The following is a 23,113-nucleotide window of genomic DNA, read 5'->3' as shown; positions in this document are numbered from 1 at the left end:
GCCCCGCCGTCGTGTCGCTGGGCCGGGGCGTCCTGCCGTGCCCAGGTGGACTCCGGTGCCGGGGCCGACCGTGATCGCGGTGCCGGGGCCGGTGTCGGCACCGGCACCGGCCCCGGTGTCGGTGCTGGTCGCGGGGACAGGACAGGGCGCTGTGCCGGGCCGGCCCGTGGTGTCAGAGCAGGGTGCGCAGTCGCAGCAGATCCCGGAAACCGGCCTCCAGTTTGATCCGGCCGGTGCCCCACGCCTTGGCGAAGTTCAGCCGGCCGGCCACCAGGGCCACCAGATCGTCGCCGGTCATGGCCAGCCGGATCTGCGCCCGGTCCGGGGGAGCGCCCCGCACCGTGTCCACCACATGGATCCGGCCATCCGTGAGTCGCCCCACGAATGTGGTGTCCAGGTCCGTGATGTGGCAGCTCAGCGAGCGGTCCATCGCCGTGGCCGCGCGAACACCGCCGTCGGCGGTCGCCAGATTGTCCGAGAGTGTGTCGAGTGCCGTACGGCACTCCTCGATCGTCGCCATCGGGACCGACGTTACCCCAGTGCTTCGGGGTAGCGTCGGGGCATGAGCAGTGACTTCGCGGGCCGACACGTGGCGTTCCCCACGCCGTCCCCGGCCGGGCCCCGTGATCCGGTGGCCACGGCACCGTCCGCCGGTGCGCCGGGCGCGGCGCCCTCGCACGCCCCGGCCACCCTGGCGGCCGGGGTCCCGGAGGACGGCACGCCCGCGGACGCGGCGCCGCTCGGGGTCGGGCGCGCGCCCACCGGGCATCCGGAGGTCGACGCCCGGCTCGGCCGGCTGGCCGACGCCGACCACCTCGCGACCGAGGGTCATCTGGAGGTGTACGAGGATGTACACCGGGCCCTGCGGGACACACTGACCGCACTCGACAGCCGTCCCGGCCCACCGGTCCCCGCACCCCAGCGGACGCCCGCGTCCTCGTACGACCACAGGAGCTGAACCGAACGTGGCAGGAGTGGCACGCCGCCGCCTCGACGCCGAACTGGTCCGCCGCAAGCTCGCCCGCTCGCGTGAGCAGGCCAGCCAGTTGATCGCCGACGGCCGGGTGACCGTCGGCGGCGCCATCGCGGTGAAACCCGCGACCCAGGTGGAGACCAGCGCCGCCATCGTCGTCAAGCAGGACGACAACGACCCCGACTACGTCTCGCGCGGTGGCCACAAGCTCGCCGGGGCGTTCGGCGCCTTCGTCCCCCTGGGGCTGGTCGTCGAGGGGCGCCGCGCTCTTGACGCGGGTGCCTCCACGGGGGGTTTCACCGATGTCCTGCTGCGTTCGGGCGCCGCTCATGTGGTGGCCGTCGACGTCGGGTACGGACAACTCGCCTGGTCGCTCCAGAGCGATGACCGGGTCACCGTCAAGGACCGGACGAATGTGCGGGAGTTGACGCTGGAGGCCATCGACGGCCGGCCGGTGGGCCTGGTGGTGGGTGACCTGTCGTTCATCCCGCTGGGGCTGGTGCTGCCCGCCCTCGCGCGCTGCGCCGCCGCCGACGCCGACCTGGTGCTGATGGTGAAGCCGCAGTTCGAGGTGGGTAAGGAGCGGCTGGGCAGCGGCGGGGTGGTGCGCAGCCCGGAGCTGCGTGCCGAAGCGGTGCGCGGGGTCGCGCGACAGGCCGCGGAACTCGGCCTCGGGGTGCGCGGGGTGACCGCCAGTCCGCTGCCGGGTCCCTCGGGGAACGTCGAGTACTTTCTGTGGTTGCGGGCGGGAGCACCGGCACTCGACCCGGCGGATGTTGATCGGGCAGTGGCGGAGGGGCCGCGTTGACGCAGAACCGGATTCGTACTGTTTTCCTTCTGGCGCACACCGGACGGCCCGCCGCCATCCGCAGTGCCGAACTCGTCGTCCAAGGGCTGCTCCGGGCGGGGCTGCGGGTGAGGGTGCTGGAGGCGGAGGCTTCCGACCTGCCGTTGCCTTCGGAGGTCGAGCTCGTCCAGGAGGCCACTCCGGCGTCCCTCGACGGATGCGAGCTGCTGATCGTGCTCGGCGGGGACGGCACGCTGCTGCGGGGGGCCGAGTTCGCCCGGGCCTCCGGGGTGCCGATGCTCGGGGTCAACCTCGGGCGGGTGGGCTTCCTCGCCGAGGCCGAACGCGACGATCTCGACCGGGTGGTCGACCGGGTGGTCACCCGCGCCTACGAGGTCGAGGAGCGGATGACCATCGATGTGGTGGTCCACCGCAACGGCGATGTCGTCCACACGGACTGGGCGCTCAACGAGGCCGCGATCCAGAAGGTGTCGCCCGAGCGGATGCTGGAGGTGGTCCTGGAGGTCGACGGACGGCCCGTGACCGGCTTCGGCTGCGACGGCATCGTCTGTGCCACGCCCACCGGCTCCACCGCCTACGCCTTCTCCGCCGGTGGACCTGTCGTGTGGCCCGAGGTCGAGGCGCTGCTCATGGTCCCGATCAGCGCGCACGCGCTCTTCGCCAAACCGCTGGTGACCTCCCCGAACTCCGTGCTCGCCGTCGAGGTGCAGCCGCACACCCCGCACGGAGTGCTGTGGTGCGACGGCCGGCGGACCATCGAGCTGCCCGCCGGTGCCCGGGTCGAGGTGCGGCGGGGCGCGGTGCCCGTACGGCTCGCGCGGCTGCATCACGCGTCGTTCACGGACCGACTGGTGGCGAAGTTCGCCCTGCCCGTGTCCGGTTGGCGGGGCGCCCCGCAGTGATCCGCGGGGCCGGCCGGGCCCACGACCGGGCACCGGCCGGGCGGCGCGGGTGGCGACGGGGTCATGGCGGGCCGTGGTGGCCGGTCGGCTGTTCACGCTTCCCGGACTGCGGCCCGGCCCGCTCCCGCCACCATGAGGTGTCCCGCAGTGTTCACCTGCGGAAAACCACACCCCGTGCGCTTCCCGGCTCCCTCGCCGGGCACCTGGCACCGGCACCCCGCGACATGTCCGGGTCCGGTCGGGCGGCGGCGTCCCCTTCCGTCTCCCCGGCGCTGTGCGGAACGTGCCGCGCGGGGCCACTCCCAGGGGTGACAGCCGCCTCGGAGCGGACCTCCGCCACCTGCGTCTTCCCCGAACCGGGGCAGGTGCCGTCGCACATCGGGTCCGGGACCTCGTAAGGTCATGTCCGTGTTGGAGGAGATGCGGATACGGTCGCTCGGGGTCATCGACGACGCGGTGGTCGAGCTGTCGCCCGGATTCACCGCGGTGACGGGTGAGACCGGCGCGGGCAAGACGATGGTGGTCACCAGCCTGGGCCTGCTGCTGGGCGGGCGCGCGGACCCGGCCCTCGTACGGATGGGCGCGAAGTCGGCGGTCGTCGAAGGCCGGATCAGTGTGCCCCCGGGCGCCGCGGCGGCCCGGCGGGCCGAGGAGGCGGGGGCCGAGCTGGACGACGGCGTCCTGCTCATCAGCCGTACCGTTTCCGCGGAGGGCCGCTCCCGCGCCCATCTCGGGGGCAGATCCGTTCCGGTGGGCCTGCTCGCCGAACTCGCCGACGACCTCGTCGCCGTCCACGGGCAGACCGATCAGCAGGGGCTCCTCAAGCTCAGCCGTCAGCGGCAGGCCCTCGACCGGTACGCGGGCGACGCGGTGGCCGTCCCGCTCGGCACGTACAGCGCCGCCTACCGCAGGCTCCGTGCCGTGGCCGGGGAACTCGCCACCCTCACCACCCGCGCGCGGGAACGCGCTCAGGAAGCCGATCTGCTGCGTTTCGGACTGGACGAGATCGCCGCCGTGGAACCGCGTGCGGGCGAGGACACCGAGCTCGCCGCGGAGGCGGAACGCCTCGGGCACGCGGAGGCGCTCGCCTCCGGCGCGACCGCCGCCCACGCGGCGCTCGCCGGGAACCCCGAGGACCCGGAGGACATCGACGCGGCGGCCCTCGTCGCGGGCGCGCACCGCGCGCTGGACAGCGTCCGTTCGTACGATCCCACGCTGGCCGCGCTCGCCGACCGGATCGGGGAGATCGGCATCCTGGTCGGTGATGTGGCGGGGGAGCTCGCCGGATACGCCGACGACCTCGACGCCGACCCGCTGCGGCTGGCGGCCGTGGAGGAACGCCGTGCCGCGCTGGGACAGCTGTCCCGCAAGTACGGCGGCGCGGAGCCGGGCGTGGCCGCCGTGCTCCGCTGGGCGGAGGAAGGCACGGCCCGGCTGCTGGAACTCGACGGCGACGACGGCCGGATCGGTGACCTCACCGCGGAACGGGACACTCTGCGCGCCGAACTCTCCGGCCTGGCGCAGAGCCTGAGCGACGCCCGGCGGGAGGCGGCGGCCCGGTTCGCGGACGCCGTCACCGCGGAGCTGGCGTCCCTGGCGATGCCCCACGCGCGGGTGACCGTCGACATCCGGCACACCGACGACCCGGAGGGCGTCGAGGTCGGCGGCCGGACCGTGGCCTGCGGCCCGGCGGGCGCCGACGAGGTCGAACTGCTGCTGGCCCCGCACCCCGGTGCCCCGCCGCGGCCCATCGCGAAGGGCGCGTCCGGGGGTGAGCTGTCCCGTGTGATGCTCGCCGTGGAGGTCGTCTTCGCGGGGACGGACCCGGTGCCCACCTATCTGTTCGACGAGGTCGACGCGGGCGTCGGCGGCAAGGCGGCCGTCGAGATCGGGCGCAGGCTCGCCCGGCTCGCCAGGTCCGCGCAGGTCGTCGTCGTCACCCATCTGCCGCAGGTCGCCGCCTTCGCGGACCGCCAGCTCCTGGTGGAGAAGACCAGCGACGGCTCGGTCACCCGTTCCGGGGTGAAGGTCCTGGAGGGCGAGGAGCGTGTCCGGGAGCTGTCCCGGATGCTCGCCGGGCAGGAGGACTCGCAGACCGCCCGCGCGCACGCGGAGGAACTGCTGGCCACCGCCCGCGCGGACGCCTGACCGCACGGCGACACGCGCGCACGCGCGTCCCGTACGAGAGGCCACGCGGATGCCCGCGCGCGAACGGCGTCCGCGCGGGCGAACGGGAGGGTCCCGGCCCTCGGTCGGGGCGCTGTCCGCCAGGGGCCAGGACGTGTCCCTGTGAGGTGTCCGCCGGTGATGCGTTGGTCACAGCGACGGTCCCGCGGCGGCGGTGCCACCGGTGCGGCACCCGGCATGTGCCGTTCCGGTGGCGGGTGAAGCGTCCCAGGCGGCGGCGGTATGACGGCATGTCACCTGAACGGGTGACGGTGTTCGGCGTGACCTCGGCGCCGACACCTCACGGAGTCGAACCGTGACGGAACGCTCGTACGGGATGGCATCCTTGGCGCGGCGCCTCTTTGCGTACGACGTGCTGTACGTTCCTTCGCGTCGCTCACTTCCGTGACCGTTCCACCCATGTTCCTCCCGCGACCTTCCCCTCGTGACGCGACCCTTGTGGCCGTCGCCCGCCGAAACAGGAGTTCCGCCGCCGTGAGCAGCCATGCGCCGCACGGTCAGACCCCGCTGCGTACCGTGCAGGTGCTCGGTGGCGGGAGTGCGGGCAGCGGCGCGCATGTGCGGTCGCTGTCGGCCGGTCTGGTCGCGAGGGGCGTGCGGGTGACGGTGTGCGCCCCCGCCGAGGTGGGGGAGAGCCATACGTTCGACGCGGTGGGTGCCCGGTACGTGCCGGTGGCCCGGCGCGGCGACCCCGCGTCCGTGGCGGCGCTGCGGGCCGAGTGCGCGGACGCGGACCTCGTACACGCGCACGGGGTGAACGCCGGGCTGCGGGCCGCGCTCGCCCTGCGCGGGCTGAGGGTGCCGCTGGTCGTCACCTGGCACGCGCGCGTGCACGCGCAGGGGCCACGCGCGCAGGTGGTGCGGCTGATGGAGCGCCGGGTCGCGCGGGCCGCGTCCGTGGTGCTCGGTACCTGCTGCGATTTAGTGGACCGGGCCCGGCGGCGGGGTGCCAGGGACGCGCGGTTGGCGGCCGTGGCGTTCCCCGCGCGGGACACGGACCCGGCCGAGGACATGAGCCCGGAGGACCGTGAGGTCGTCCGGGGCAAGGCGCGGGCCGAACTGGGCGCGGTCGGACGGCCGCTGCTCGTCGCCGTCGGCTCCCTCGACGCGCACCGGGGCTACGAGACCCTGCTGGACGCCGCGCACACGTGGCTGGGGCTGGACCCCGTGCCGCTGCTGGTCATCGCGGGGGAGGGGCCGCTCAGGGGGCAGCTCCAGCGGCGGATCGAGGCGGAGCGGCTGCCGGTCCGGCTGCTGGGCCGCCGGGACGACTCGCCGGAGATCCTGGCCGGGGCCGACGCGGCGCTGCTGACCAGTCGCTGGGAGGCGCGCTCGCCGGTGGCACAGGAGGCGCTGCGGGCGCGGGTGCCGCTGATCGCCAGCGCGGTCGGCGGTACGCCCGAGCTGGTGGGGGACGCCGCGTCGCTCGTGCCCTACGGTGACGCGGGCGCCCTCGGGGACGCCGTCGCGCGGGTCCTGGGCGACGCCGCGTACCGTGACGCGCTGCGGGACCGGGGGGTCGCCCAGGCGGCGACATGGCCCACCGAGGACGAGACCGTGGCGCAGGTCCTCAGCGTGTACGACGAGCTGACCCGGCCGCTGGTGCTGCGCTGAGCGGACGCGTCCTCAGCCGACGTGCCGACGGGCCCGCAGGGCCAGGCTCAGCGCCAGCACGGTCTGCGGGTCGTCGAGGTCGGTGCCGAGGAGTTCCCCGATGCGGGCGAGCCGGTTGTAGAGCGTCTGGCGGTTGAGGTGCAGTTCGCGGGCGGTCTCCGCCTTGCGTCCGGCGTGCGCCAGATAGGTCTCCAGGGTGGGCAGCAGCGGCGGCTTCGCCCGGCTGTCGTAGGCGCGCAGCGGACCGATGGCCCGGTCGACGAACGCGGCGAGGTCCGGGTGGTCCCGCAGCCGCCACAGCAGCAGGTCGATGTCGAGTCGCCGCGCGTCGTACCAGGGGCGTTCGCCGAGGCCCTGGGCGGCGGTCGCGGTCTCCGCGGCGTGCCGCAGCCCCGCGGAGGCGGCCGTCCAGCCGCCGGTGGCGCCGACGACCACGGTCGGGGCGCGGGTGCCCGTGTGCCGCAGTCCCGCGCGTTCGACGCCCGCCCGCAGCGCCGCCGCGACCCGGTCGGCGACCGCCTCACGGTCCTCTTCGGTCCGTAGCGCGACGAGCAGCGGGACCCGTCCTTCGACGGGGCGGACCCCGAGCAGGACCGGGACCCCGACGGAGGCGAGTTCCTCGTTGACCGCGCGGGCGAGGACGGCCCAGCCGCCGCCCGCGGACAGTCCGCTGCCCTCGGGGAGCCTCATCACCACCGGCAGCAGGGGGGAGGCACCGGGCCGGAAGCCCAGGACCTGGGCCTGCGCGGGGGCGTCCCCGGGGGTGACGCGGCCCTCGGCGAGGTCGGTGAGGAAGTCGCCGCGGCCCCGGGCGGCCAGTTCCTCGTCCTGCCGGGCCTGCATCAGGACCACGGCGAGGGAGGCCGCCGCGCGTTCCGCCGCCATCCGGTGGACGGGTGCGGGCGGGCCCGCGACGGGCAGCAGGACCAGCCGCGCGCGGGGGGAGGCGGGCCCCTGGCCGCCGGTGCCGCCGCCGGGTACGTCGATCACCACGGCGCCGCCGGGCGGGTCCTCGCGGGCGGCCCGCCCACCGCGCAGCTTGTCCCACACCTGGAGCGGGTCGGCGCCCTCGGTCCCGGCGCCGGCCGCGTACAGGAGCCGGCCGTCCGGGGTCTCCAGGAAGACGGGGTTGCCGCCGAACCCGGCGAGGATGGTGAGCACCTGGGGCACCCCGCCGCCGTCGAGTAGTGCCTCGGTGCAGCGCCGGGAGACCTCCTCCGCGCGCTGGAGCAGCGCGTAGTGGCCGTTGACGATCTCGGTGTGGACCTCCTCGGTGACCGTCACGAACGGCACCTCGCGGTGGAGCTGGACGAGGGGGAGTCCGGCGGTCCGCGCGGTATCCACCAGGGCGGGGGGCAGCCGGGGGAAGCGGGGGCCGAGTTCGACGACGAGGGCGGCGATGCCCCGTTCGGCGAGTCCGCGGACGAAGACGCGCTGTTCGGCGGGGCGGGTGCTCAGGCCGAGGCCGGTCGTGAGGAGGAGCTCGCCGCCCTTCAGCAGGGAGGCGATGTTCGGGGCCTCGCCCGCGTGGACCCAGCGGACGGTGCGGTGGAGGCGGTCCGCGCAGGCGACGACCTCCGGGAGGCCGCCGCGCAGCCCCGGTAGTTCCAGGGCCCGCTGTACGGTGATTCCGCCCGTGGTGCCCAGCACGTCCTGTCTGTCCATGCTGGGACGCTACCCGTCCGGCGGCGCCGGGCCCAGCGTGGACCCTGAGCAGCGGTGATCCCCGACCTCCGGGGCCCGTGGTGTGCGAGGCACGGAACACGGGGCACGGCGGCCGGGGATCAGCGGGAGCGCGCTCACGCGCGCGGGGTCAGCCCCCGTAGGCGCCCGACGCGGTGAGCCTGAGGGCGGTGTCGATGAGCGGAACATGGCTGAAAGCTTGCGGGAAGTTGCCGACCTGGCGCTTCAGATGGGGGTCCCATTCCTCGGCGAGGAGGCCGAGGTCGTTGCGCAGGGCGAGCAGCTTCTCGAAGAGCTTGCGGGCCTCGTCGACCCGGCCGATCATCGCGAGGTCGTCGGCGAGCCAGAAGGAGCAGGCGAGGAAGGCGCCCTCGTCGCCCGCGAGGCCGTCCACACCGGCGTCGTCGCCGGCGGTGGGGTAGCGCAGGATGAAGCCGTCGGAGGTGGACAGCTCGCGCTGGATGGCCTCGATGGTGCCGATGACGCGCTTGTCGTCGGGCGGCAGGAAGCCCATCTGGGGGATGAGGAGCAGGGACGCGTCGAGTTCACGGGATCCGTAGGACTGGGTGAACGTGTTGCGTTCCTTGTCGTAGCCCTTCTCGCAGACATCGCGGTGGATGTCGTCGCGCATCTGCCGCCAGCGCTCCAGGGGGCCTTCGGCGTCCCCGGACTCGATGAGCTTGATGGTGCGGTCGACGGCGACCCAGGCCATGACCTTGGAGTGGACGAAGTGGCGGCGCGGGCCGCGCACCTCCCAGATGCCCTCGTCGGGCTCCGTCCAGTGCTTCTCCAGGTAGCCGATGAGGCGCAGCTGGAGCAGTGAGGCGTAGTCGTTGCGGGCCAGCCCGGTCATATGGGCCAGGTGCAGGGCCTCGGTGACCTCGCCGTAGACATCGAGCTGGAGCTGGTGGGCGGCGCCGTTGCCGACCCGTACGGGGCCGGAGTTCTCGTAGCCGGGCAGCCAGTCCAGCTCGCTCTCGCCGAGTTCCCGTTCCCCGGCGATGCCGTACATGATCTGGAGGTTCTCCGGGTCGCCCGCGACGGCCCGCAGCAGCCACTCGCGCCAGGCGCGGGCCTCCTCGCGGTAGCCGGTGCGCAGCAGCGAGGAGAGGGTGATCGCGGCGTCGCGCAGCCAGGTGAAGCGGTAGTCCCAGTTGCGCACCCCGCCGATCTCCTCCGGGAGGGAGGTGGTGGGGGCGGCGACGATCCCGCCGGTCGGGGCGTAGGTGAGCGCCTTGAGGGTGATCAGGGAGCGGACCACGGCCTCGCGGTAGGGCCCGTGGTACGTGCAGTGCTCGACCCACTCGCGCCAGAAGTCGGCGGTCGCCTCCAGGGCCGCCTCGGGTTCCCCGACGGCCGGGGCCTCGCGGTGCGAGGGCTGCCAGGACAGGGTGAAGGCGACCCGTTCCCCGGCGGAGACCGTGAAGTCGGCGTAGGTCGTCAGATCCTCGCCGAAGGTCTCCACGTCGGTGTCCAGCCAAACCGAATCGGGTCCGGCGACGGCGACCGTGCGGTTCTCGACCTTGTGCACCCAGGGCACGATCCGGCCATAGGAGAACCGCATTCGCAGCGCCGAACGCATCGGAACGTGTCCGGATACGCCTTCGACGATGCGGATCAGCTGTGGTGCGCCGTCCCGGGGCGGCATGAAATCCGTCACACGGACGGTTCCGTCGGGTGTGTCCCACTCGGATTCCAGGATGAGCGAGTCGCCGCGGTAGGTCCGGCGGTCGGACCTGGGGGGTGCGGCGTCGCCATGTGCGGGGCCCAGCCGCCAGAAACCGTGCTCCTCGGTACCGAGCAGCGCGGCGAAGACGGCATGGGAGTCGAACCGGGGAAGGCACAGCCAGTCCACGGTTCCGTCCCGGCAGACCAGGGCGGCGGTCTGCATGTCCCCGATGAGTGCGTAATCCTCGATGCGCCCGGCCACGTGCAACTCCAGTAGAACGGCCGCCGCCCGGCCCCCGGAGCGGGGGCTGGCTCTGCGGTCAGATGATCCAGTCAAGGGCGTGCCGACGGGCTCGTGTTACCGGGGGACGGGCGGGGGTGGTGCCGTTTTGCCGGCCTGGCTCGGCAGCAATGTCCGAAGAGGATACGACGCGCTCAGGGGTTGCGGTGCCCGCTCAGGTGAACAGGTTTGCGCCATCGGGGTGAGCGTCCGAAGCGTGTCGCTCGACTGCGGTGCGAAGGGTGTGCGGGGCTGGTGTGACTTCTGTGGTGGGCTGGAAGCGGAGTGTGGCCGGACGCGGTCGCCTCGTGTCGCTGATACCCTGGTAGCCCGTGGACCGGTGGGCTCGCAGGAGTCCCAGCGACAGCGACGAGACCCCCGAACCGCAGCGCAGGCACCTCCCGATTCTTCCGGGCCGGGCGCCGATCCGCATCTCAGACCGCGACCACGGGAGCCCCCTCTTGCCCATGCCGAACCGATCCGCGAACTCCTCGACGACCAAGCATCTCTTCGTCACCGGAGGAGTCGCCTCCTCCCTCGGCAAGGGCCTGACGGCCTCCAGCCTGGGAGCCCTGCTCAAGGCGCGGGGTCTGCGGGTCACCATGCAGAAGCTCGACCCGTATCTGAACGTCGACCCCGGCACCATGAACCCGTTCCAGCACGGTGAGGTGTTCGTCACCAACGACGGCGCCGAGACCGACCTGGACATCGGGCACTACGAGCGATTCCTCGACGTCGACCTCGACGGCACCGCCAATGTCACCACCGGCCAGGTGTACTCGCAGGTCATCGCCAAGGAACGGCGCGGCGAGTACCTGGGCGACACCGTCCAGGTGATCCCGCACATCACCAACGAGATCAAGCACCGCATCCGCCGGATGGCCACCGACGACGTGGACGTCGTCATCACGGAGGTCGGCGGCACGGTCGGCGACATCGAGTCGCTGCCGTTCCTGGAGACGGTCCGCCAGGTCCGCCACGAGGTCGGCCGGGACAATGTCTTCGTCGTCCACATCTCGCTGCTGCCGTACATCGGCCCGTCCGGTGAGCTGAAGACCAAGCCCACCCAGCACTCGGTGGCGGCCCTGCGCAACATCGGCATCCAGCCCGACGCGATCGTGCTCCGCGCCGACCGCGAGGTGCCGGTGGCGATCAAGCGCAAGATCTCCCTGATGTGCGACGTGGACGAGGCGGCCGTCGTCGCCGCGATCGACGCGCCGTCCATCTACGACATCCCCAAGGTGCTCCACACCGAGGGACTGGACGCCTATGTCGTCCGCAAGCTGGACCTGCCGTTCCGCGATGTGGACTGGACGCTCTGGGAGGACCTCCTGGACCGGGTCCACAACCCCGACCACGAGGTGAACGTCGCGCTGGTCGGCAAGTACATCGACCTGCCCGACGCCTATCTCTCGGTCACCGAGGCGCTGCGCGCGGGCGGCTTCGCCAACAAGGCCCGCGTCAAGATCAAGTGGGTCGCGTCCGACGACTGCCGCACCCCCGCCGGGGCCGCCCAGCAGCTCGCCGACGTGGACGCGGTCTGCATCCCCGGCGGCTTCGGCGACCGAGGTGTCAGCGGCAAGGTCGGCGCGATCCAGTACGCCCGTGAGAACAAGATCCCGCTCCTCGGTCTGTGCCTGGGCCTCCAGTGCACGGTGATCGAGGCCGCCCGCAACCTCGCGGGCATCCCCGACGCCAACTCCACCGAGTTCGACGCCGCCACCGCCCACCCGGTGATCTCCACCATGGCCGAACAGCTCGACATCGTCGCCGGCGAGGGCGACATGGGCGGCACCATGCGGCTCGGCATGTACCCGGCGAAGCTCGCCGAGGGCTCCATCGTCCGTGAGGTCTACGACGACAAGGAGTACGTGGAGGAGCGCCACCGCCACCGCTACGAGGTCAACAACGCCTACCGCGCGGAGCTGGAGAAGAAGGCCGGACTCCAGTTCTCCGGCCTCTCCCCGGACGGCAAGCTCGTGGAGTACGTCGAATACCCGCGCGAGGTGCACCCGTACCTCGTGGCGACCCAGGCGCACCCCGAGCTGCGGTCCCGCCCCACCCGCCCGCACCCCCTGTTCGCGGGCCTGGTGAAGGCGGCCGTGGAGCGCAAGACCGCGAAGTGACCCACCGCCGTCCCCTCCGCCCGGCCGGGCGGAGGGGACGGACGGCGACCCGCGATACGGTGAGCCGGGGCGCGTGCCTTCACGGGCACGCGCCCCGGTTTTTCGTCGACGCCGGTGACGGTACGGAGGACAGCTCGAAATGATCATCAAGGACACCCCGGAGGAGTGGGAGACCCGGGCGAGCGTGACCCCGTTCACCGGTGCCAAGACCTCGGTGCGCACCGACGACGTGGTCATGCCCGACGGCTCCGTCGCCCGCCGCGACTACCAGGTCCACCCCGGCTCGGTCGCCGTCCTCGCCCTGGACGGCCAGGACCGGGTCACGGTCCTCAACCAGTACCGCCACCCCGTACGGCAGCGGCTGTGGGAGATCCCGGCCGGACTCCTCGACGTCCCCGGCGAGAACCCGCTGCACGCCGCGCGCCGCGAGCTGTACGAGGAAGCCCACATCAAGGCCGAGGACTGGCGCGTCCTCACCGATCTGTACACGACACCCGGCGGCTGCGACGAGGCCGTCCGGATCTTCCTCGCCCGGGAGCTCTCCGAGGCCGAGGACGAGCGGTACGCCGTCGAGCACGAGGAGCTCGACATGGCGGTCACCGCGGTCCCCCTCCAGGATCTCGTCCGGGGCGCCCTCGCCGGGGACCTGCACAACAACTGCCTGGTCGTGGGCGTGCTGGCACTGGTCGCGGCCCGCGCCGGCGACGGACTCGACGCGCTGCGCCCCGCCGACGCGCCCTGGCCCGCCCGGCCCTTCGAGGTCTGATCCGCCCGGCCCCTCGCGTTCCGCTCCGCGGCCGGGCCGCCCGCCCCGGAACCAGGCGGTCCGAACATCCGTCCGGCCACCGGCCCGGGTGAATCGCCCGATCGGCTGATCATCCGATCGGGCGACGCTCCCGCCCCGCCCGCCGTGCTCCTCACTGTTCGTCGCAGAGCGTGAACTAGGCTCTGAAAGCACCCCGTCCGGAGCCCCGGCGGGCACCTGCGCGCAGTGGAACGGGAGCGTGGCCCGTGACGGATCAGGCGGTGGACACCGACGGCACCCGGCTTTCCGGGGGCGGGCGGCCCCGTGCGTCGGCGACCGCCCCCACGGAGAGTCAGTTCCTCGGACGGACCCGGGAGTTGAAGGAGCTGCGCGCCGACATCGAACGCGCCGGCCTCGACACCATCGCCGGGAAGAAGGCGCCACGCGCGCGCGTGCTGCTCATCGCCGGACGCCCCGGCTCGGGCCGCACCGCCCTCGCCGACGAACTCGTCCGGCAGGTCGCGCACCGTTACCCCGACGGGGTGCTCCGGGCCCGGCTCACCGAACCCGACGGCACCCCCGTCCCCACCGACCGGGCCGCCCGCGCGCTCCTCGACGCATTCGGCGTCCCCGCCCCCGCGGGGGCGTCCGCCGACGACCTGACCGCCGATCTGCGCGAAGCCCTCACCGACCGGCGCGTACTGCTCCTCCTCGACGGCGCCGCCGACGCCGAACAGGTCGACGAACTGGTGCCGCCCACCCCGTCCAGCCTGGTCCTCGCCGTCACCGAGGGCCCCCTGACCGGCGTCGCCGACGTACGGCCCTGCACCCTCGGCGGCCTCGACACCAAGTCGGCCGTGGAGCTCCTCACCCGCTGGACCGGCTCCGTACGCGTCACCGTCGACCCGCTCGCCGCCGAAGGACTCGTCGAGGAATGCGGCGCCCAGCCCGCCGCGCTCGTCCTCGCCGGCGGCTGGCTCGCCGCCCGCCCCAAGTCGTCCGTCGCGGACCTCGCCAAACGGCTGCGCGCCCGGTCCGAGGACGGCCCCGTCCTGGCCCGGGTCTTCCACCACTCCTACGAGGCCCTGCCCGCCGTCGCGGCCCGGATACTGCGACTGCTCAGCCTCACCCCCGGCGGCCTCGCCGACCCGCACACCGCGTCCGCCCTCGCGGGCTGCTCGGTCTCCGCCGCCCGGTCGACCCTCGACGACTTCACCGCGCTCGGCCTGCTGCGCCGCGTCGACTCCCCGCTCCCGCAGTACGAGGTCCCCGACTGCCTCGTCCCCCTGCTGCGCAACCTCACCGAGACCAAGGACCGGCCCGCCGAGGTCCAGCTCGCGCGGGCCCGCATGCTGGAGCGGACCGTACGGCTGCTCCAGTCCTGCCGCGCGATCACCCAGACCGACGACGCCCTGGCCCAGAGCCGGCTCGCCGGGCTCCCGCGCGCGCTGCGCTTCCCCAACCCGCGGGCCGCCGCCGACTGGCTGCGCATCCGGCGGCCCGCGCTGCTCGCCGCCGCCCGGACGGCCGTCGCGGACGGCGAGCTGGACACCCTGGCCCGCCGGCTGATGGCCGCGCTGACCCGGGCGCTCGTCGCCCATGAGGGCACCGGGGCCGCCGCCCCCGACCTGTACGGCATCCACGCGCTGGTCCTGGACGTGGCCGAGCGCCGCGACCTCCCGCGTGAACGCGCCGCCGCCCTGCTGAACCTCGCCGACCTGGACGCCCGCACCGGCCGCACCCAGGACGCCCTGGTCCGCTACCGGGCCGCGCTGGACGCCGGACGGCAGGCCCGGGACCCGTACGCGACCGGCCGCGCGATGGAGTCCGTCGGCGGCGCCTATCAGGAGCTGGGGGACTGGTACCGGGCCGCCGACTGGTACGGACGCGCGCTGGCCCAGCGGCTGGCCCGCGGCGAAGGGGAGGACGCGGCCCGGCTGCACGGCCGGATCGCGGGGGTGCAGACCTACGCGGGCCGCTACGGCGACGCCCTGCGCAACTGGCGTTCGGCGGTGTCCGGGCACCGCAGGGCCGGGGACATCCCCGCGGTGGCCCGCGCGCTCAGCGAGCTGGCCCGGGTGCAGGAGTACGCGGGCCGCCCCGACGAGTCGCTCGGCACCTGCCACGAGGCCGTCGAGTGGGCACGCAGGGCCGACGACGCCCGGCTCCAGGCCGCGCTCCAGCTCCGGCTGGCGGACACCCTCGACCGGCTCGGGGACTCCTCGACCGCGCAGCTGCACCGCAACGCGGCCGAGCGGATGCTGGGCGAGGACCCGGCCGGGCCGGACGGGTACGAGTACGGGGGCGCGGGCGCGGACACGGGCGTGGCGACGGCCAGCCGGACGGCGGGGAGCACGACGGTGTCCGCCCCTGGTGGTGGGATCGGCCCGGACGGCCCGGACGGCCCGGACGGCCCGCGCGACGCGCACGACGGCCCGGACAGTCCGGACAGTCCGGACGGCCTTGGTGCTCCGGGTGCTCCGGGTGTTCCGGGTGGTCAGGGCGCTCCGGGTGGTCGGGCTGGGCAGGGTGTCCCGCGGGTCCTGGGCATCTCGGGTGTTCCGGACGCCGCGCACGCCCCGCAGGCCTCTGATGCTCCGCAGGCGCTGGATGCCTCGGGCGCATCGGCCGTCTCGGGTACCTCGGATGCCCTGGCCGCCTCGGGTGTCCAGGACGGTCCGGACAGCGGCGGCACCGGTTCGGACGGCAGCCGGACGAGCCGGGACGAGCACGCCGCCTCGGTCGACCTGGGCGGGCCGGTCGACCTGGGCGGGCCGGGCGGCCTCGTCGCGCCGGAACCGGAACGGCTCCGCGAGCCCGTCGCCCGGACGCGGGCGGAGGCCGTCCCGGAGCCGGTGGCACGTCCCGGTGCCGACGGCGCGGACATCGCGCCCCGCCCCGACGCCCGGCCCGCCACGCTCGCCGCGCCCGTCGTCCAGGAACCCGGTGCCGCACCGGCCGCCGGTGGCGCGGACCAGGTGAGGCCCGCGCCGGACGTGAGCGGACCCCCGGCCGGGGCGGGTGCTCCCGGACCCGCCGTGGCGCCGGACCCGGTCGGGGCAGGACCCGGCGGGCCGGAGACCGTGGAACGCGCGGCGGACGCCGCCGCGGAATCCGTCGTGGTACCGCTCACGCCGATCGCGTCGGCCCCGGAAGCGGAACGGCGGTCCGAGCCGACGCGCAGGCGGAGCTCACGCGGTGGCAAACCGCGCGGCCGGTCCTGAGCCGCCTGGCGCATCGGGTGCCGGGGGCCGGTCCTGAGTCCTCCGGCACACCGGGTGCCGCCGCCCGTCCTGCGACCCCTGGCACACCGAGCGCTCACCGCAGCCCGGCAGCCCGGCAGCCCGGCCGGCCGACCGACCGGCCCGACCGGACGGGCGGGACGGGCCGGGTGGTCGCCCGTGACGGGTCGGAGCGGGGTGGGGCGTGACGGGGCGCAGGGTGGCGTGCGGGGGCGCGTGGGGCTGTGTTCCGGCGGCCCTCTACCGGGGGCCGTGGGGCACCGGAGCACCGTGCCAATGACGGTGATCGGGCCCGTAATCAGGGAGGTGTAAGGCGGAATCACCGATTCCACCTACGAAATCCGCAGTGCATCCAGGAAAGATTGATGCTTTGGAAGGCTAGACAGCTGGAAGTCCTTCATTAGACTGGCTCCGCCGCGTTCTTTCGTGGTGCCGCTCGATGTGCCCGCGCATATCCGGGTGTGTAGTGCATTGCCCCGAAAAAACCCCTGAGTCAAGGACCGTGATCGACGATGAAGGTCGGCATCCCCCGCGAGGTCAAGAACAACGAGTTCCGCGTCGCCATCACCCCCGCCGGTGTGCATGAGCTGGTGCGCCACGGCCACCAGGTCGTCGTGGAGCAGAACGCCGGTGCCGGGTCGTCGATCACGGACGCCGAGTACGTCGCCGCCGGGGCCGTGATCCTCGCCACCGCCGACGAGGTGTGGGCCACCGCCGACCTGCTGCTCAAGGTCAAGGAGCCCATCGCCGAGGAGTACCACCGGCTGCGCAAGGACCAGACGCTCTTCACGTACCTGCATCTGGCGGCCTCCAAGGAGTGCACCGACGCCCTCGTCGCCTCCGGCACCACCGCGATCGCCTACGAGACCGTCGAGCTGCCGAACCGCGCGCTGCCGCTGCTCGCCCCGATGTCCGAGGTCGCGGGCCGGCTCGCCCCGCAGGTCGGCGCCTACCACCTGATGCGCCCGGCCGGTGGCCGCGGTGTGCTGCCGGGCGGGGTCCCGGGTGTGGCCGCGGGCAAGGCCGTCGTCATCGGCGGCGGGGTCTCCGGCTGGAACGCCGCGACCATCGCCATCGGCATGGGCTTCCACGTCACACTGCTCGACCGTGACATCAACAAGCTCAAGGAGGCCGACAAGCTCTTCGGCACCCGCATCCAGACCGTCGTCTCCAACTCCTTCGAGCTGGAGAAGGCGTGCCTCGACGCCGACCTCGTCATCGGCGCGGTCCTCATCCCCGGCGCCAAGGCCCCCAAGCTCGTCACCAACGAGCTGGTGTCCCGGATGAAGCCGGGAAGTGTTCTTGTCGACATCGCGATCGATCAGGGCGGCTGCTTCGAGGACTCGCGTCCCACCACGCACGCCGAGCCGACCTTCCCGATCCACGGCTCGGTCTTCTACTGCGTCGCCAACATGCCCGGCGCGGTGCCCCACACCTCCACCTACGCCCTCACCAACGCGACGATGCCCTACATCGTGGAGCTGGCCAACCGCGGCTGGGTGGAGGCGCTGCGCCGTGACCCGGCGCTGGCCAAGGGCCTGAACACCCATGACGGCAAGGTCGTCTACCGCGAGGTCGCCGAGGCCCACGGGCTCGACCACCTGGAGCTCGACACGCTTCTCGGCTGAGCCCGGCCGCGCCCGGCGGCGCGGCCGGTGACCTGCGGCGCCGCGCGTCGCGGTCAACGGATGCCGCCAAGCTCACGCGTACGGCCGGACCTTGTGGACGAGGTCCGGCCGTAGGCATGTCGATGTGTGGATCGCGCCACTGTGCGAAGCGCTGTGAGGTGTTCGTACCGACCGGTCCAACTCGCCTCGAACGTAACCCTTTAACCGATTCGTACACCCGTGAACAGCGGTGGAGAGCCGCCGTACGCCCTTGACAGGGGCGGGTTCCGATGCCGACACATCGTGCCGGGTCCGGCGGATTGTGTTGCTGCGGAGCGGTGACACGCCATAGAGTCGCCAACCGTCGGCATGGTGCCACGCTGACCTATCGAGAAGTTTCCTGGTCACCAAGGAGGTAAGACGACTTGTGAATGAGTCGACATTTACTCCCGGGGGTGGTCAACCAGGAATCCCTGGGCGGGGCCAGGGCCCCGTGGGGTTCGAGGCTGTCGGCTCGGTCGCTGTCCGCACCTTCGCAGCCCACCAGCAGAGTCCCCAGCGGATTCAGACAGCACACCAGAGCATGGATGGCCCTCACGTGAACGCCATGGCCGGCGACCGAAACGGCGACAGCCACTTCGCCGACTACGACCTGCCCGACGGGCACTTCTACGACCCCGACGCGGAGTACGAGCCCGACCCGGAGTACGCGGCCACGCTCGCGCCCGACGCGGCACGGCAGCGCCGGGAGCGCATCGGCCCCACGGGCCGCCCGCTCCCGTACTTCCCGATCCCGGGCCCGCTCACCGAGCACGGACCCGCGAAGATCATCGCGATGTGCAACCAGAAGGGCGGCGTCGGCAAGACCACGTCGACCATCAACCTGGGCGCCGCCCTCGCGGAGTACGGACGCCGGGTCCTCCTCGTCGACTTCGACCCCCAGGGCGCCCTTTCGGTCGGCCTCGGGGTGAACCCGATGGAGCTGGACCTGACGGTCTACAACCTGCTCATGGAGCGGGGCATGTCGGCCGACGAGGTGCTGCTCAAGACGGCCGTTCCGAACATGGACCTGCTGCCGAGCAACATCGACCTGTCCGCGGCCGAGGTGCAGCTCGTCTCCGAGGTGGCGCGCGAGTCCACGCTCCAGCGGGCGCTCAAGCCGCTGCTGCCGGACTACGACTACATCGTGATCGACTGTCAGCCCTCGCTCGGTCTGCTGACGGTGAACGCGCTCACCGCGGCGCACAAGGTGATCGTGCCGCTGGAGTGCGAGTTCTTCGCGCTGCGCGGTGTGGCCCTGCTCACCGAGACGATCGAGAAGGTCCAGGAGCGGCTCAACCCGGAACTGGAGCTCGACGGCATCCTCGCCACGATGTACGACTCCCGCACGGTGCACAGCCGCGAGGTCCTCGCGCGCGTGGTGGAGGCGTTCGACGATCACGTGTACCACACGGTGATCGGCCGGACGGTCCGCTTCCCGGAGACCACGGTCGCCGGTGAGCCGATCACCACGTACGCGTCGAACTCCGTCGGTGCCGCCGCCTACCGCCAGCTCGCCAGGGAGGTGCTCGCCCGGTGTCACGCCGAGTGAGTCTGCCGGGAGCCGACGAGTTGTTCCGTACCACCGGGGGGACGGCGCTCCAGTCGTCCTCCCCCAGGCGCCCGCCGAACGGCGGGGCCAGGGTGCCGGGTCCCGCCGCCGAGGGTGACGGGACCGCCGCCGACGGGAGCACGGAGCCGTCGGCGGCTCAGCCGTCCGTACCGTCGCCCGCCCGCTCCCCGCACACGCCGCAGCAGAACGGGCGGCACGGCGAGGGCGCGGCCGAGCACGGTTCCGCGGCCGACGCGGAGGCCGGGGAGTCCCGGACCCGGGGCGCTGAGCGCTCGTCTGACGGCATGGAACAGTCTCCAGGGCATCCTGGGCGCCGTACGGCCCCGGAGGCCGCCACCGGGGCGACAGGGGCCACCGCCACGGCCGGCCGGGGCGCGGTCGCGCCCGCGTCCGGCAGCGCGGCCCGGCGGCGGGGTCGCGCGGCGCGCAGGCCCAGCGGCCGGGAACGCCACGACGAGAAGATCACCGTGTACGTGTCCGCCGAGGAGCTCATGGACCTGGAGCACGCCCGGCTCGTGCTGCGGGGTGAGCACGGTCTCGCGGTGGACCGGGGGCGGATCGTGCGGGAGGCGGTCGCCGTCGTCCTGGCCGATCTGGAGTCACGGGGCGACGCGAGCATCCTGGTACGGCGGCTTCGTGGTCGGTAGCCCTCGGCGGGGGCGACGTGTACTGGGTACGGGACCCGCGGGGGCGGACGGTCACGACGGGTCCGACGGCCACGACGGGTCGGACGGGCTCGGTGGGTCCGAGGCGTCCTGGCGGCCCGGGGAGCCCGGTGGGCCTGCGGAAGAAACGCCTGATGACGTGCTCGTGTCCGATGACGCGCTCGTGCGTGAAGAGGCGCCGGAGGCATCCGGCGGCACGGGCGTCGCGAGCGGGGGCGACACCCGCTTCCAGGTGCGGCTGGTCAACTTCGAGGGGCCGTTCGATCTGCTGCTCCAGCTGATCGCCAAGCACAAGCTGGATGTGACCGAGGTCGCGCTGTCCCGGGTCACCGACGAGTTCATGGCGTACATCCGGGGCCGCGGACCCGACTGGGACCTGGACGAGACGACCGAGTTCCTGGTCGTCGCCGCGACCCTGCTCGACCTCAAGACGGCCCGGCTGCTGCCGACCGCGGAGGTCGAGGACGAGGCGGACCTGGCGCTCCTGGAGGCGCGGGACCTGCTCTTCGCCCGGCTGCTCCAGTACCGCGCCTACAAGCAGATCGCGGACATCCTCGGTGCCCGGCTGGAGGCCGAGGCCCTGCGCCGGCCGCGTACCGTCGGGCTGGAACCGCACCACGCGGAACTGCTGCCCGACGTGGTGATCAGCATCGGGCCCGAGGGGTTCGCGCGGCTCGCCGTCAAGGCGATGCAGCCCCGCCCCGAACCCCAGGTGTACGTGGACCACATCCACGCCCCGCTGGTGAGCGTGCGGGAACAGGCCGCGGCGGTGGTGGCACTGCTGCGGGAACGCGGCGAGACGAGCTTCCAGGAGCTGGTCGCGGACGCGGGCGACACCCTCACCGTGGTGGCGCGGTTCCTGGCCCTGCTGGAGCTCTACCGGGAGAAGGCCGTGGCGCTGGAGCAGGAGGAGGCCCTCGGTGAACTCATGGTGCGCTGGACCGGCGGCGACGGGGACGAGCCGCCCCGGGTCACGGACGAGTTCGACCGCCCCGCGGACCCGGACGCCCGCGGACGCGCCACCGGCCGATCGGACGGCGACGGTACGGCGGGCGGCGAGGGTGACCAGGGCGGCAGACGCGACAAGGCTGGGAGTGCGGTGTGAGTGACAGGGACGACCACATGGCGGCCGGGGGACCGGCGGGGGCCCGGGACGTCGCCGCGCTGGAGCTGAGGCCCGCGCTGGAGGCCGTCCTGATGGTCGTCGACGTACCGGCCACCGAGGAGCATCTGGCGAAGATCCTCCAGCGGCCCCGGCGGCAGATCGCCGACACCCTTCGGGAGCTGGCCGACGAGTACACCGTCCAGGGGCGCGGCTTCGAGCTGCGCCTGGTCGCGGGCGGCTGGCGCTACTACACCCGGCCGGCCTACGCGGCGGCCGTCGAGGGCTTCATCCTGGACGGTCAGCACGCGCGCTTGACCCAGGCGGCGCTGGAGACCCTGGCGGTCGTCGCGTACCGGCAGCCGGTCAGCCGTTCCCGGGTCTCCGCGGTGCGCGGGGTGAACTGTGACGGGGTGATGCGGACCCTGCTCCAGCGGGGTCTGACCGAGGAGGCGGGCGCGGAACCCGAAACAGGTGCGATCCTGTACAGGACGACGGACTACTTCCTGGAGCGGATGGGCCTGCGAGGCCTGGACGAGCTTCCGGAGCTCGCGCCCTTCCTCCCGGAGGCGGCGGCGATCGAGGCCGAGACCCAGGAGGGTGTCCCGTCGTTCGATCCGGATGCACCCGATTCCGGGACCTTCGAGCACGCAGACGACAAGACGGAACTTTGATGCGAAGCAGCGGCAGCGGTGGCGGCAGGACCAGCGGACGCGGTGACAACCGCGGCGCGGGTGACGGGCGCGGTAACAGCCGCGGCGCGGGTGGCGGACGCGGCACGGGCGGCGGACGCGGTAACAGCCGCGGCGCGGGCGACGGGCGCGGCGACAAGCAGAAGCGGACCGGGCCCCCGCGCCCGGAGGAGCGGCGCTACGAGGCGGGCGGTTCCGGCGGGTCGGGAGGCGGCTCCCAGGGCGGCGGCACCGGTCCCCGGAGCGGCAAGGGTGCCGCCGCGCGCGGTGGCGCCAAGGGCGGCCCCCGGCAGTCCCCCCAGCCGCGCGGCGGCCGGACGGCTCCGGCGCGCTCCCGCGAGTACGACGCGCGGGCGGAGGAGCGCAACAGGGAGCGGTACGCCGACAAGAAGGACGTGAAGCCCCCGAAGACGTTCCCGGGCGCCGAGCAGGAGGGCGAGCGGCTCCAGAAGGTGCTCGCGCGCGCCGGATACGGTTCCCGGCGGTCCTGCGAGGAGCTGATCGAGAACTCCCGGGTCGAGGTCAACGGCTCCATCGTGATCGAGCAGGGGCTCCGGGTGGACCCCATGAACGACGAGATCAAGGTCGACGGGCTGACCGTGGCCACCCAGTCGTTCCAGTTCTTCGCGCTGAACAAGCCGGCCGGTGTGGTCTCGACCATGGAGGACCCCGACGGCAGGCAGTGCCTCGGTGACTACACGAACAACCGGGAGACCCGGCTGTTCCACGTGGGCCGCCTCGACACCGAGACCGAGGGTGTCATCCTGCTCACCAACCACGGTGAGCTGGCCCACCGGCTGACGCACCCCAAGTACGGCGTCAAGAAGACCTATCTGGCGCACCTCGTCGGACCCATCCCGCGGGACCTGGGCAAGCAGCTCAAGGACGGCATCCAGCTGGAGGACGGCTACGCGCGCGCGGACCACTTCCGGGTCGTGGAGCAGACCGGCAAGAACTACCTGGTCGAGGTGACCCTGCACGAGGGGCGCAAGCACATCGTGCGGCGCATGCTCGCGGAGGCGGGGTTCCCCGTCGACAAGCTGGTGCGGGTGGCCTTCGGGCCGATCACCCTGGGCGACCAGAAGTCCGGCTGGCTGCGCAGGCTGTCCAACACCGAGGTCGGGATGCTCATGCAGGAGGTCGACCTCTAAGGTCCACCGAGGTCCACGCCTGGTGGCGGTACGCCGCCCGAGGTGTCCGAAGGCCG

The 23,113-nt window shown here is 73.2% G+C and carries 16 protein-coding genes and 1 pseudogene; 14 read left to right on the top strand and 3 right to left on the bottom strand.

What is annotated here, in order from left to right; translation table 11 throughout:
• Positions 1 to 172 precede the first annotated feature (172 nt).
• A complete protein-coding gene (locus AB852_RS24770) occupies positions 173 to 520 on the bottom strand; it encodes an SCP2 sterol-binding domain-containing protein (protein ID WP_073792366.1) in 348 nt (115 codons plus the stop codon).
• Between the two features lie 42 nt (positions 521 to 562).
• Between AB852_RS24770 and AB852_RS24765 the strand changes: the two genes are divergently transcribed.
• The 5 genes from AB852_RS24765 to AB852_RS24745 all read left to right on the top strand — a co-directional run bounded on the left by AB852_RS24765 (position 563) and on the right by AB852_RS24745 (position 6,484).
• A complete protein-coding gene (locus AB852_RS24765) occupies positions 563 to 958 on the top strand; it encodes a hypothetical protein (protein WP_073792365.1) in 396 nt (131 codons plus the stop codon).
• Between the two features lie 7 nt (positions 959 to 965).
• Positions 966 to 1,781 (top strand): TlyA family RNA methyltransferase, encoded by an 816-nt coding sequence (locus AB852_RS24760; protein ID WP_073792364.1) that lies wholly within the window; start codon positions 966 to 968, stop codon positions 1,779 to 1,781.
• Complete coding sequence (locus AB852_RS24755; RefSeq protein WP_073792363.1) at positions 1,778 to 2,683, top strand: NAD kinase; 906 nt, start codon at positions 1,778 to 1,780, stop codon at positions 2,681 to 2,683. The genes AB852_RS24760 and AB852_RS24755 overlap by 4 nt, the downstream gene beginning before the upstream one ends.
• A 402-nt stretch (positions 2,684 to 3,085) precedes the next feature.
• The gene (recN, locus tag AB852_RS24750; protein ID WP_073792362.1) at positions 3,086 to 4,831 is read left to right on the top strand and encodes a DNA repair protein RecN; all 1,746 of its coding nucleotides are present in this window, start codon (positions 3,086 to 3,088) and stop codon (positions 4,829 to 4,831) included.
• 513 nt (positions 4,832 to 5,344) lie between these two features.
• Positions 5,345 to 6,484: a glycosyltransferase family 4 protein gene (locus AB852_RS24745; RefSeq protein ID WP_245876895.1), complete on the top strand. Its 1,140-nt coding sequence runs from the start codon at positions 5,345 to 5,347 to the stop codon at positions 6,482 to 6,484.
• Between the two features lie 12 nt (positions 6,485 to 6,496).
• Here AB852_RS24745 and AB852_RS24740 read toward each other — a convergent pair whose 3' ends face one another.
• A complete protein-coding gene (locus tag AB852_RS24740; protein WP_073792360.1) occupies positions 6,497 to 8,149 on the bottom strand; it encodes a PucR family transcriptional regulator in 1,653 nt (550 codons plus the stop codon).
• A 148-nt stretch (positions 8,150 to 8,297) separates the two neighbouring features.
• On the bottom strand, positions 8,298 to 10,097 hold the full coding sequence (locus AB852_RS24735) for a glycoside hydrolase family 15 protein (RefSeq protein WP_073792359.1): 1,800 nt from the start codon (positions 10,095 to 10,097) through the stop codon (positions 8,298 to 8,300).
• 485 nt (positions 10,098 to 10,582) lie between these two features.
• On the opposite strand from AB852_RS24735, the gene AB852_RS24730 reads away from it, so the two are divergent.
• The 9 genes and pseudogenes from AB852_RS24730 to AB852_RS24690 all read left to right on the top strand — a co-directional run bounded on the left by AB852_RS24730 (position 10,583) and on the right by AB852_RS24690 (position 23,057).
• The gene (locus AB852_RS24730) at positions 10,583 to 12,241 is read left to right on the top strand and encodes a CTP synthase (protein ID WP_073792358.1); all 1,659 of its coding nucleotides are present in this window, start codon (positions 10,583 to 10,585) and stop codon (positions 12,239 to 12,241) included.
• A 139-nt stretch (positions 12,242 to 12,380) separates the two neighbouring features.
• Positions 12,381 to 13,007: an NUDIX domain-containing protein gene (locus tag AB852_RS24725; RefSeq protein ID WP_073792357.1), complete on the top strand. Its 627-nt coding sequence runs from the start codon at positions 12,381 to 12,383 to the stop codon at positions 13,005 to 13,007.
• A gap of 245 nt (positions 13,008 to 13,252) precedes the next feature.
• Positions 13,253 to 15,277 (top strand): annotated as a pseudogene (locus AB852_RS24720) (tetratricopeptide repeat protein); the annotation flags it as partial.
• A 1,463-nt stretch (positions 15,278 to 16,740) separates the two neighbouring features.
• On the top strand, positions 16,741 to 17,856 hold the full coding sequence (ald, locus tag AB852_RS24715; RefSeq protein WP_073792356.1) for an alanine dehydrogenase: 1,116 nt from the start codon (positions 16,741 to 16,743) through the stop codon (positions 17,854 to 17,856).
• A gap of 448 nt (positions 17,857 to 18,304) precedes the next feature.
• Positions 18,305 to 19,426, top strand: a complete 1,122-nt coding sequence (locus AB852_RS24710; protein WP_073792418.1) for a ParA family protein — start codon at positions 18,305 to 18,307, stop codon at positions 19,424 to 19,426.
• Positions 19,411 to 20,094, top strand: a complete 684-nt coding sequence (locus AB852_RS24705) for a hypothetical protein (protein ID WP_073792355.1) — start codon at positions 19,411 to 19,413, stop codon at positions 20,092 to 20,094. Before AB852_RS24710 ends, AB852_RS24705 begins: the two co-directional genes overlap by 16 nt.
• Positions 20,084 to 21,217, top strand: a complete 1,134-nt coding sequence (locus AB852_RS24700) for a segregation and condensation protein A (RefSeq protein WP_245876894.1) — start codon at positions 20,084 to 20,086, stop codon at positions 21,215 to 21,217. The genes AB852_RS24705 and AB852_RS24700 overlap by 11 nt, the downstream gene beginning before the upstream one ends.
• 17 nt (positions 21,218 to 21,234) lie before the next feature.
• Complete coding sequence (scpB, locus tag AB852_RS24695) at positions 21,235 to 21,888, top strand: SMC-Scp complex subunit ScpB (RefSeq protein ID WP_073792354.1); 654 nt, start codon at positions 21,235 to 21,237, stop codon at positions 21,886 to 21,888.
• The gene (locus tag AB852_RS24690; RefSeq protein WP_073792353.1) at positions 21,888 to 23,057 is read left to right on the top strand and encodes a pseudouridine synthase; all 1,170 of its coding nucleotides are present in this window, start codon (positions 21,888 to 21,890) and stop codon (positions 23,055 to 23,057) included. Before scpB ends, AB852_RS24690 begins: the two co-directional genes overlap by 1 nt.
• Positions 23,058 to 23,113 lie beyond the last annotated feature (56 nt).

It is taken from the genome of Streptomyces uncialis (genome assembly GCF_001905345.1).
Classification (GTDB): domain Bacteria; phylum Actinomycetota; class Actinomycetes; order Streptomycetales; family Streptomycetaceae; genus Streptomyces; species Streptomyces uncialis.
Note: the sequence above shows the minus strand (reverse complement) of the source record. Positions and strands in the feature narration are given on the sequence as shown.

Excerpts from the sequence above, each read along its gene's own strand:
- AB852_RS24770 (WP_073792366.1), bottom strand. The coding sequence starts at position 520 with ATGGCGACGATCGAGGAGTGCCGTACGGCACTCGACACACTCTCGGAC.
- AB852_RS24765 (WP_073792365.1), top strand. The coding sequence starts at position 563 with ATGAGCAGTGACTTCGCGGGCCGACACGTGGCGTTCCCCACGCCGTCC.
- recN (WP_073792362.1), top strand. The coding sequence starts at position 3,086 with ATGTCCGTGTTGGAGGAGATGCGGATACGGTCGCTCGGGGTCATCGAC.
- AB852_RS24740 (WP_073792360.1), bottom strand. The coding sequence starts at position 8,149 with ATGGACAGACAGGACGTGCTGGGCACCACGGGCGGAATCACCGTACAG.
- AB852_RS24730 (WP_073792358.1), top strand. The coding sequence starts at position 10,583 with ATGCCGAACCGATCCGCGAACTCCTCGACGACCAAGCATCTCTTCGTC.
- AB852_RS24725 (WP_073792357.1), top strand. The coding sequence starts at position 12,381 with ATGATCATCAAGGACACCCCGGAGGAGTGGGAGACCCGGGCGAGCGTG.
- ald (WP_073792356.1), top strand. The coding sequence starts at position 16,741 with ATGAAGGTCGGCATCCCCCGCGAGGTCAAGAACAACGAGTTCCGCGTC.
- scpB (WP_073792354.1), top strand. The coding sequence starts at position 21,235 with ATGGCGGCCGGGGGACCGGCGGGGGCCCGGGACGTCGCCGCGCTGGAG.
- AB852_RS24690 (WP_073792353.1), top strand. The coding sequence starts at position 21,888 with ATGCGAAGCAGCGGCAGCGGTGGCGGCAGGACCAGCGGACGCGGTGAC.